This window comes from Lacticaseibacillus daqingensis (assembly GCF_003946115.1).
In the GTDB taxonomy this organism is placed as follows: Bacteria; Bacillota; Bacilli; order Lactobacillales; family Lactobacillaceae; genus Lacticaseibacillus; species Lacticaseibacillus daqingensis.
On the sequence record NZ_RHOH01000020.1, the window covers coordinates 1 to 8,900 of the forward strand.

The following is an 8,900-nucleotide window of genomic DNA, read 5'->3' on the forward strand; positions in this document are numbered from 1 at the left end:
TTTATGGAGGATTAGCTCAGTTGGGAGAGCGTCTGCCTTACAAGCAGAGGGTCACAGGTTCGAGCCCTGTATCCTCCATTGATCCGAAAGGATCGTAGTAGCATGCGGAAGTAGTTCAGTGGTAGAACATCACCTTGCCATGGTGGGGGTCGCGAGTTCGAATCTCGTCTTCCGCTTTGCCGGTCATCGGCAAAGATTGAATTGAATATGCACCCATAGCGCAACTGGATAGAGTGTCTGACTACGAATCAGAAGGTTGTAGGTTCGACTCCTACTGGGTGCATTGTTCGGGAAATAGCTCAGCTTGGTAGAGCACCTGGTTTGGGACCAGGGGGTCGCAGGTTCGAATCCTGTTTTCCCGATAAGAACGACACGTTCGTTCTTTTTAATTGAAGTTTTTCGCGGTGTAGCTCAGCTGGCTAGAGCGTCCGGTTCATACCCGGGAGGTCGAGGGTTCGATCCCCCCCGCCGCGATCGAGCTTGGACCTTTAGCTCAGTTGGTTAGAGCAGACGGCTCATAACCGTCCGGTCGTAGGTTCGAGCCCTACAAGGTCCATCCGTTCCTTTACAGACCGGACCTCGTTCGTTATACTTTATTTATTATCGCGGGATGGAGCAGTCTGGTAGCTCGTCGGGCTCATAACCCGAAGGTCGTTGGTTCAAATCCAGCTCCCGCAATTGGTTCCATGGTCTAGTTGGTTAGGACGCCTGCCTGTCACGCAGGAGATCACGAGTTCGAGTCTCGTTGGAACCGGTGTCGGCTCGGTAGCTCAGTTGGTAGAGCAATGGATTGAAGCTCCATGTGTCGGCAGTTCGATTCTGTCCCGCGCCAGTATCCGCAGCATCATGCGGGTGTAGTTTAGTGGTAAAACCACAGCCTTCCAAGCTGTTGTCGCGAGTTCGATTCTCGTCACCCGCTGGATCGAGTTTTTGGGCCTATAGCTCAGCTGGTTAGAGCGCACGCCTGATAAGCGTGAGGTCGATGGTTCAAGTCCATTTAGGCCCAGTGTACCAACAATTAATCATGGAGAAGTACTCAAGTGGCTGAAGAGGCGCCCCTGCTAAGGGTGTAGGTCGGGAAACTGGCGCGAGGGTTCAAATCCCTCCTTCTCCGTTTTTATGGCCCGTTGGTCAAGTGGTTAAGACACCGCCCTTTCACGGCGGTAACATGGGTTCAAATCCCGTACGGGTCATGCCAATATACTATGGAGAATTACCCAAGTCTGGCTGAAGGGAACGGTCTTGAAAACCGTCAGGTGGGGCAACCCACGCGGGGGTTCGAATCCCTCATTCTCCATTAACATTATCGCGGGATGGAGCAGTCTGGTAGCTCGTCGGGCTCATAACCCGAAGGTCGTTGGTTCAAATCCAGCTCCCGCAATTACAACTCAATATTGTTGGTTCCATGGTCTAGTTGGTTAGGACGCCTGCCTGTCACGCAGGAGATCACGGGTTCGAGTCCCGTTGGAACCGTTAATGGCTCGGTAGCTCAGTTGGTAGAGCAATGGATTGAAGCTCCATGTGTCGGCGGTTCGATTCCGTCCCGCGCCATTTTTGGAGGATTAGCGAAGAGGCTAAACGCGACGGACTGTAAATCCGTTCCTTCGGGTTCCTAGGTTCGAATCCTAGATCCTCCATTTATAGGGATATAGTTTAAAGGTAGAACTACGGTCTCCAAAACCGTCAGTGTGGGTTCAATTCCTACTATCCCTGCTTGTAATGTTATGGCGGTATTGGTGAAGTGGTTAACACACTGGTTTGTGGATCCAGCATACGTGGGTTCGATTCCCACATACCGCCCTTGATTGGGGTATAGCCAAGTGGTAAGGCAACGGACTTTGACTCCGTCATGCGCTGGTTCGAATCCAGCTACCCCAATTGCTCTAAGAGCACTTCTGGCGGTGTAGCCAAGTGGTAAGGCAAAGGTCTGCAAAACCTCTATGCGTCGGTTCAAATCCGATCACCGCCTTTCTTGGGTAACCACCAAGAGTTAACAGAATATGCCGGTGTGGCGGAATAGGCAGACGCGCTGGACTCAAAATCCAGTTCCAGCAATGGAGTATCGGTTCGACCCCGATCACCGGTATCAATGACCCCTCAACGGGTCTTTTTTTTTGCCTTGAACGGCGCGGTCGGGCCGAGATTTCCTGCAAATTTCAGTCTTAGGTGCCAGGGCTTTCAGTAATGATTCTGTTAAAATCATGGGAGTAGGGCACTGAAAATTGAATCACGGGTAGAGAGTCCTTATACTGTAACTAAACCTTTTTGTCGACGTTTGGAGGAAGTCTGATGAATATTGGCATTTTTACGGATTCATATTTTCCGCAGGTCAGTGGTGTCGCGACCTCGATCAAAACGTTGAAGGACGACCTGGAACGCAAGGGGCACGCGGTCTACATCTTCACCACAACGGATCCCCATGTCCCAGATGGGGCCATTGAGCCCAACATTTTTCGCTTCACAAGCGTGCCGTTCGTTTCGTTCACGGATCGTCGGATCGCGGTGCGCGGGATGTTTCATGCGTACGCTGTGGCGAAGGAACTGAAGCTCGACATCGTACATACGCAAACCGAGTTCTCCATGGGCTACATTGGCAAGTTCGTGGCGCGCCAGCTCAAGATCCCAACCGTGCACACCTATCACACCATGTATGAAGACTATCTGCATTACGTGATGAATGGGCACCTGTTGCGGCCGTACCACGTTAAGCAGATGACGCGGGCGTTTCTGTATCACGTCTCGGGTGTTGTGGCGCCTTCTGAGCGTGTTGAGGCCACGCTGCATCGCTATGGCGTCAAGGTCCCCATTGCGATCGTGCCGACCGGGGTCGACTTGACCCAGTTCAGGGTCGCACGCGACCCGCAGTTGCGTGCACAGCTGGGGCTGGCGGACGTACCCGTGCTGCTGTCGCTGTCACGGGTGGCGTACGAGAAGCGGATCGACAAGGTCGTCGCGGCAATGCCGGCGATTTTGGCGCAGGTCCCGCAAGCGGTGCTCCTGATCGTCGGGGACGGCCCGGCGCGAGAGGACCTCGAGGCGCAGGCGGCTGAGCTGGGGCTGGGCGAGCACGTCCGGTTCGTCGGGGAGGTCGACCACAACGCGGTGGCGGATTATTACCGCGCCGCGGACATTTTTGTGTCGGCATCCGACTCGGAGTCGCAGGGGCTGACATACATTGAAGCGTTGGCGGCTGGCCGCAAGGTGGTGGCCTTAGCAGGGGATTACACGCAAATGCTGCTGGATGACCCCGCCATCGGGACCACGTTTGAAACCGATGACGAAATGGTGCATCAGGTCGTCAACTACCTCGTGCACCCGCAGGTCTTCGATGACCCGGCCCCGCGCGAGGCCAAGTTGACCGCAATTTCCGCCGACTTATTTGGGGACCGGGTGCTGGCCGTCTATTCGGCTGCCATGACACACTTCAGTCGTGAGCTGGCGGACAAGGAGGAGACGGTGACGGCGGATGCCGATGAACCGTCAACGAAGGGGCAATCATGATCGATATTCACATGTTTTCATCCGCAGATAAGGTGGCCGGTCAGGGCGTTGGCGCGGTTTACACGGAGCTGTTGGACTTGCTGGACAAGTACTTTCCTGGGGAGTTCCGCATTCGCATCAACAAGTACAGTCCAAGCGTGATCAGCCACTACCACACGATCGATCCGGCGTTTTTTGCCTCGACCTTCAGCAAGCGACGGGGCCGCAAAATCGGTTATGTGCACTTTTTGCCGGATACGCTGGATCAAAGCCTGCGGTTACCGGGGGTGGCGCGCTGGAGCCTCGACAAGTACGTCATCGCGTTTTACAAGCGGATGGACACGCTGGTGGTGGTGAATCCGAACTTTATTCCGCGTCTGGCGGCTTACGGCATCGACCCGAAGAAAGTGACGTACATCCCGAATTTTGTTTCCCGTGAAACCTTCTACCCGGCCAAGCCGGATGAAAAGGTTCAGTTGCGGCAACAGTACGGCATCGCCCCGGACGACTTCGTGGTGTTTGGCGCCGGGCAGGTGCAGGATCGCAAAGGAGTGGATGACTTCATCGCCTTAGCCAAGCGGAACCCGGACATGCGCTTTATCTGGGCCGGCGGCTTCTCCTTTGGGATGATCACGAATGGCTACGACCACCTGAAGTCGGCGGTGGCCAACGCACCGGACAATCTGACCTTTACGGGCATTGTGCCACGTGAGGATATGGTGGATTACTACAACATTGCGGATGTGTTCTTGCTCCCCTCGTTTGAGGAGCTATTCCCGATGGCGGTGCTTGAGGCGTTCAGCACAGAGACCCCGGTGATGGTGCGCGACCTCGCGTTATACGATGAGATCATCGAACCGTTTGCCATGATGGCCAAGGACGCGGATGCGATGAATCAAAAGCTGCTTGCGCTGCGGACTGATCCGGCGGCGCAAGCACACTATGCTGCGTTGAGCCAGCAGGCGGCGGCCACGTATTCTGAGGCGCGCCTGGCCCGGGTGTGGGAACACTTTTATACGACTCAGGCCGCTATGGCCGGAGCCCGGTCATGAGTCGGCGCAATAAGTGGGCCGCGCTGCTGATGGTGCTGATCGGCGCAGGGATCTTTGCGTTTGAGATGCGGCACCAAAACCTGGCGCAGGTCGCGCACACGCTGCAGCACCTCGAGCTGGGCTGGCTGGCAGTGGCGGTGGCCGTGATGTGCCTGTCGTGGTTGGTGGAAACCGTGGTCGTGCAGATTTTCGTGCAGCACGATGGCGACCGCTTGCCGTTTTCCGCCGCGTTGCGGGTCCCGCTGGTTGAGCAGCTCTTCAACAACATCACGCCATTCGCCTCGGGTGGCCAACCTGCGCAACTGGTGGCACTGATGCAAGCGGGCGTCGAAGGCGGTCGCGCCAGCTCCATCCTCTTGATGAAGTTCATCGTGTATCAATTCATGGTGCTCCTCAACTTCATCTTGACGATCGCGCTGGGGTTTCACCAGATCGTCGCACAGTTCGGGGCCTTGGCGCTATTGATCGTCTTTGGTTTCGTGATCCATGTGACGGTGATCATCGGCCTGCTGCTGGTGATGTACCACTACCGCTTCACGAAGCGCTTGGTCGGCTGGGGTGTGAACGTCTTCGGGTGGTTTGCCAAGCCGGCGCGCAAGGCCGCCCTGCAGTTGAAGCTTGATGCCAAAATCGATACCTTTTACGCGGAAAGCCTGCACCTGAAGCGCGAGAAGCGCAAGGTGCTCAAGGCCGCGCTGCTGACGCTCGTGCAGTTGTTTCTGTACTACTCGGTGCCCTACTTCGTGTTACGCTGCTTTGGGATCGCAGATGTCAGTTTCGTTGAGGTACTGATTCTGCACATCATGATCGTGATGATCGTGTCGCTATTCCCGATCCCAGGAGGAACCGGCGGGGCAGAGTACAGCTTTAAGACGCTGTTTGCCGCGTACGTGCCGCTGGCGTCGCAGCTGGTGCTGGCGATGCTCTTGTGGCGCTTGCTCACCTATTATCTGGGGATGGCCCTGGGCGCGGTGGCGCTGGGCGTGTCACCGCGACGAATCGAGCACAAGGCCCGGCCGGACAAGTGAAAAAACTTTGGCTTTCAGCCATTTTCATGGGCACAAAAAGCGTTTTTATGGTACGCTATCACAGAAGTACAGGAAAGGGGCCGTTTCATGAAAAGCTCACAGTTAGTTGCGATCATTAAACGCCTTGAAGCCATGCAGGAAGCAACCGATGGCGAGGTGCAAACGCGGCGGTTCGAAAAGGACGGCGTTGAAAAAGGGCTGGTCTCATACGACCCAAAGTCAGAGACATTCACACTTGAAGAGATGGATCAGCATCAAAAGTTTGATTTTGATGACATCGACCTGGTTGCAATTGAAATCTTTGACCTGCTCGACGATTCGGAAAATTAACGCAGCACAAAAGGGGCCCGTTCGAGGGCTTTTTTTGTTACCGGTGCGATGGGGGCTTTAAGATGAAGTTAAGTCGAAAGCTTTCGGGCGGGGCAAAATTGCCTTTGACGCACCGCTTGTGTAAACTTACCTGTGTTACAGATAATAAGTAGTGGGGGATCACGATGAAGCAAATCGGCAGTCGAATACGCGGATACTTTAACACGCGCTTTGGATTTTTCGTGCTGGCCATCGCCTTGTTTTGGGTCAAGACCTACTGGGCATACCAGACCAAATTCAATTTAGGGGTCAAAGGGAGCATGCAGGAGCTGCTGCTGGCGATTAACCCGCTGCCGACGACACTGTTGTTGTTTGGCATCGCCTTATACATGAGTGGGCGCAAGTCTTACGTGACGATGCTCGTCATCGATGCGCTGACCTCAATGTGGCTGTTCGCCAACATTCTGTATTATCGCGAGTTCTCGGATTTTTTGACCTTCGCCTTGATCAAGGGCTCCGGTGCCGTGTCAAATAACCTGAGCACCGGGGTTCTGGGCATCATGGAGCCGAGCGACTGGTTCGTCTTCTTGGACGTAGCCATTCTGATTGTGCTTTTGGCCACGCACGCCATTCGGATGACCATCCGCCCGATCAAAAAGCGGTTCGCGCTTGGCATTTCGGTGCTGGCGCTGTGTCTGTTCGGGGCCAACCTGAGCATGGCCTACGCTGACCGCTCCGGCCTGCTGACGCGGACGTTTGACAACAACTATATTGTGAAGTACCTCGGCCTGAACGCCTACACCGTGGTGGACGGGGTCAAAACCGCGAAGACCAGTGCGGCCAAGGCCAACGCTAAGGCGAGCGACTTGGATTCTGTGTTCAAGTACCTCAAGCAGAATCCGGCCACACCGAACGTCGAATACACCGGGGTGGCGAAGGGCAAGAACGTGTTTGTGATTCACTTGGAGAGCCTCCAGCAGTTCATGATCGATTTCAAGTGGCAGGGGCAAGAGGTGATGCCCAACCTGAATAAGCTCTACCACGCCAATGACACCCTCAGCTTTGACAACTTCTTCAACCAGGTCGGTCAGGGGAAAACCGCCGACGCGGAAATGATGCTGGAGAATTCGCTGTTTGGGATCGCTGAAGGGTCTGCAATGGTGGCGGACGGGACCAGTAACACCTTCCAGGCCGCGCCGGCGATCTTGGGCCAAAATGGCTACACCTCGGCGGCCTTCCACGGAGATGTGCCGAGTTTCTGGAACCGCGACAACACCTACAAGTCTTGGGGGTACGATTACTTCATTTCCAAGAGCTACTATCCGACCGGTAAGAACTATGAGGTTGGTTATGGCTTGAAGGATAAGATCTTCATGAAGTACTCGATGCAGTACATCGAGCAGCTGCCGCAACCGTTTTACGCCAAGCTGATCACCGTCACCAACCACTACCCGTACACCCTCGACAAGAAGAACCAGACGATCGACAAAACCACGACCGGTGACAAAACCGTGGATGGTTATGTGCAGACGGCGCGGTATCTGGATCAGTCCATTGGTGAGTTCCTGGACTGGTTGCAAAAGTCCGGGCTGGACAAGAACAGCATGCTCGTGTTGTACGGGGATCACTACGGCATCTCCGGTAACCACAAAAAGGCGATCGCCAAGTTGCTCGGCCGTGAGACCTTCAACGACTTTGACAACGCCCAGTTTCAGCGGGTGCCGTTCATGATCCACATGCCAGGGCTCAAGGGCGGCGTCAACCATACCTATGGTGGGGAAATCGATGCTCTGCCGACGCTGGAGAACCTGCTGGGCATCCAGGCCAGCAACTTTGTTCAGTTCGGGACCGACTTGCTCAGCACGGACCGCAATCAAACCGTCGCATTCCGCAATGGGGACTTTGTGACCCCGGCGTACACCAAGGTCGGTAGCGAATACTACGATACAGCCTCCGGCGAGCGACTTGGTCAACTGAGCGCCGCGCAGAAGCAGGCGGTGGATCAGGCGACCAACCGAGTGACGACGACGCTGTCACTGTCGGATCGGGTGCTCAACAGCGACCTGCTGCGGTTCTATACCCCAAGTGGGTTTACCAAGGTGGATAAGTCTAAGTATAACTACAACAAGAAGAAGGCCACCAAGCAGCTGAAGGCAGCGCAAAAGTCAGGCACCAGCGTTTTGAGCCAAAACGGGGGCCAGTCGTTACTTGACCAGTACATCACGGATGCCCCTGAGCTGATGCCGGATGATGCGTCAAGTACCAGTGACAGCAGCAGTAGTGCCGCCAACTAGGCGGATGCCGGATCCAAACGGGTCCGGCTATTTTTAACCCGCGAGCCGATATTGCAAGGACAAGCAATTAGCTGTAAGCTGATGATAAATAGTAAGTCAATTCTGAGATTAGGTGGTCAAGATGCAAGAAACGGTGTATCACCAAACGATTGCACGCCTTAAGGCCCACGGGCTTCGCGTGACGCCCCAGCGTGAGGCGATCATTCAGTTCATGATCGACAGCACGGCGCACCCGACGGCCGAGATGATTTACGCGGCTTTGGCTCCACAGTTTCCGCGGATGAGCGTGGCGACCGTGTACAACAACCTGAAGATGCTCAGCGATCTGGGGCTCATCGAGGAGATGAATGTGGGGGATGTTGCGACCCACTACGACTTTGCGTTAGTGCCCCATTACCATGCGGTCTGCACAAACTGTGGCCGCATTGTCGACTTTGTGTATCCCGGGCTTAACGATGTGGAACAGGTCGCTGCTGGTAAAACAGGCTTTCAGGTCAGTGGCCATCACCTAGAGGTTTATGGCCTGTGCCCGACCTGTCAAGCCAAGCTCGCAAACGCGAATAATTAGGCTTTGATCACACGATAACCGGATTAAATCCGAACAAGGTATAGCTAATAAATATACTGTGTTCGGATTTATTTTTTTGCGGCGAAACTTGCAATTTCCTGTTGACGATGCGGCCAAAAGGCTGGTAAGATACTTGTTGTTGTCAACGCGGCGGTCACGTCGCAGCATA

The 8,900-nt window shown here is 54.9% G+C and carries 6 protein-coding genes and 23 tRNA genes; all 29 read left to right on the forward strand.

Annotated elements, in window-relative coordinates:
* Positions 1-5: 5 nt before the first annotated feature.
* The 29 genes from EKM88_RS12850 to EKM88_RS12990 all read left to right on the forward strand — a co-directional run bounded on the left by EKM88_RS12850 (position 6) and on the right by EKM88_RS12990 (position 8,731).
* Positions 6-78: transfer RNA gene (locus tag EKM88_RS12850), tRNA-Val, on the forward strand.
* 26 nt (positions 79-104) lie between these two features.
* Positions 105-176 (forward strand) — tRNA-Gly (locus EKM88_RS12855).
* A 33-nt stretch (positions 177-209) separates the two neighbouring features.
* A tRNA-Arg gene (locus EKM88_RS12860) sits at positions 210-283 on the forward strand.
* Positions 284-288: 5 nt separating this feature from the next.
* Positions 289-362, forward strand: a tRNA-Pro gene (locus tag EKM88_RS12865).
* A gap of 38 nt (positions 363-400) precedes the next feature.
* Positions 401-474, forward strand: a tRNA-Met gene (locus EKM88_RS12870).
* Positions 475-482: 8 nt separating this feature from the next.
* Positions 483-556, forward strand: a tRNA-Ile gene (locus tag EKM88_RS12875).
* Positions 557-604: 48 nt separating this feature from the next.
* Positions 605-678: transfer RNA gene (locus EKM88_RS12880), tRNA-Met, on the forward strand.
* A gap of 2 nt (positions 679-680) precedes the next feature.
* Positions 681-754, forward strand: a tRNA-Asp gene (locus EKM88_RS12885).
* A 5-nt stretch (positions 755-759) separates the two neighbouring features.
* Positions 760-832, forward strand: a tRNA-Phe gene (locus tag EKM88_RS12890).
* A gap of 16 nt (positions 833-848) precedes the next feature.
* Positions 849-919, forward strand: a tRNA-Gly gene (locus tag EKM88_RS12895).
* 13 nt (positions 920-932) lie between these two features.
* Positions 933-1,006, forward strand: a tRNA-Ile gene (locus tag EKM88_RS12900).
* Positions 1,007-1,026: 20 nt separating this feature from the next.
* Positions 1,027-1,114 (forward strand) — tRNA-Ser (locus EKM88_RS12905).
* A gap of 7 nt (positions 1,115-1,121) precedes the next feature.
* Positions 1,122-1,193, forward strand: a tRNA-Glu gene (locus EKM88_RS12910).
* A 14-nt stretch (positions 1,194-1,207) separates the two neighbouring features.
* A tRNA-Ser gene (locus EKM88_RS12915) sits at positions 1,208-1,297 on the forward strand.
* 10 nt (positions 1,298-1,307) lie between these two features.
* Positions 1,308-1,381: transfer RNA gene (locus tag EKM88_RS12920), tRNA-Met, on the forward strand.
* Positions 1,382-1,399: 18 nt separating this feature from the next.
* Positions 1,400-1,473 (forward strand) — tRNA-Asp (locus EKM88_RS12925).
* A gap of 5 nt (positions 1,474-1,478) precedes the next feature.
* A tRNA-Phe gene (locus EKM88_RS12930) sits at positions 1,479-1,551 on the forward strand.
* 5 nt (positions 1,552-1,556) lie between these two features.
* Positions 1,557-1,637 (forward strand) — tRNA-Tyr (locus tag EKM88_RS12935).
* 5 nt (positions 1,638-1,642) lie between these two features.
* Positions 1,643-1,713 (forward strand) — tRNA-Trp (locus EKM88_RS12940).
* Positions 1,714-1,727: 14 nt separating this feature from the next.
* Positions 1,728-1,800: transfer RNA gene (locus tag EKM88_RS12945), tRNA-His, on the forward strand.
* Positions 1,801-1,806: 6 nt separating this feature from the next.
* Positions 1,807-1,878 (forward strand) — tRNA-Gln (locus EKM88_RS12950).
* A gap of 19 nt (positions 1,879-1,897) precedes the next feature.
* Positions 1,898-1,969, forward strand: a tRNA-Cys gene (locus EKM88_RS12955).
* A 33-nt stretch (positions 1,970-2,002) separates the two neighbouring features.
* Positions 2,003-2,086: transfer RNA gene (locus EKM88_RS12960), tRNA-Leu, on the forward strand.
* A gap of 203 nt (positions 2,087-2,289) precedes the next feature.
* Complete coding sequence (locus tag EKM88_RS12965; protein WP_125706714.1) at positions 2,290-3,501, forward strand: glycosyltransferase family 4 protein; 1,212 nt, start codon at positions 2,290-2,292, stop codon at positions 3,499-3,501.
* Positions 3,498-4,532 (forward strand): glycosyltransferase family 4 protein, encoded by a 1,035-nt coding sequence (locus EKM88_RS12970; protein ID WP_125706715.1) that lies wholly within the window; start codon positions 3,498-3,500, stop codon positions 4,530-4,532. Before EKM88_RS12965 ends, EKM88_RS12970 begins: the two co-directional genes overlap by 4 nt.
* Positions 4,529-5,560: a lysylphosphatidylglycerol synthase transmembrane domain-containing protein gene (locus tag EKM88_RS12975; protein WP_125706716.1), complete on the forward strand. Its 1,032-nt coding sequence runs from the start codon at positions 4,529-4,531 to the stop codon at positions 5,558-5,560. Before EKM88_RS12970 ends, EKM88_RS12975 begins: the two co-directional genes overlap by 4 nt.
* Before the next feature lie 87 nt (positions 5,561-5,647).
* On the forward strand, positions 5,648-5,890 hold the full coding sequence (locus tag EKM88_RS12980; protein WP_125706717.1) for a YkuJ family protein: 243 nt from the start codon (positions 5,648-5,650) through the stop codon (positions 5,888-5,890).
* A gap of 164 nt (positions 5,891-6,054) precedes the next feature.
* Positions 6,055-8,163, forward strand: a complete 2,109-nt coding sequence (locus tag EKM88_RS12985; protein WP_125706718.1) for an LTA synthase family protein — start codon at positions 6,055-6,057, stop codon at positions 8,161-8,163.
* A 121-nt stretch (positions 8,164-8,284) separates the two neighbouring features.
* Complete coding sequence (locus tag EKM88_RS12990) at positions 8,285-8,731, forward strand: Fur family transcriptional regulator (RefSeq protein WP_125706719.1); 447 nt, start codon at positions 8,285-8,287, stop codon at positions 8,729-8,731.
* Positions 8,732-8,900: the final 169 nt, after the last annotated feature.

Bases quoted from the DNA above. Each gene is read 5' to 3' on its own strand.
- EKM88_RS12975 (WP_125706716.1), top strand. From the start codon at position 4,529: ATGAGTCGGCGCAATAAGTGGGCCGCGCTGCTGATGGTGCTGATCGGC.
- EKM88_RS12985 (WP_125706718.1), top strand. From the start codon at position 6,055: ATGAAGCAAATCGGCAGTCGAATACGCGGATACTTTAACACGCGCTTT.
- EKM88_RS12970 (WP_125706715.1), top strand. From the start codon at position 3,498: ATGATCGATATTCACATGTTTTCATCCGCAGATAAGGTGGCCGGTCAG.
- EKM88_RS12980 (WP_125706717.1), top strand. From the start codon at position 5,648: ATGAAAAGCTCACAGTTAGTTGCGATCATTAAACGCCTTGAAGCCATG.
- EKM88_RS12965 (WP_125706714.1), top strand. From the start codon at position 2,290: ATGAATATTGGCATTTTTACGGATTCATATTTTCCGCAGGTCAGTGGT.
- EKM88_RS12990 (WP_125706719.1), top strand. From the start codon at position 8,285: ATGCAAGAAACGGTGTATCACCAAACGATTGCACGCCTTAAGGCCCAC.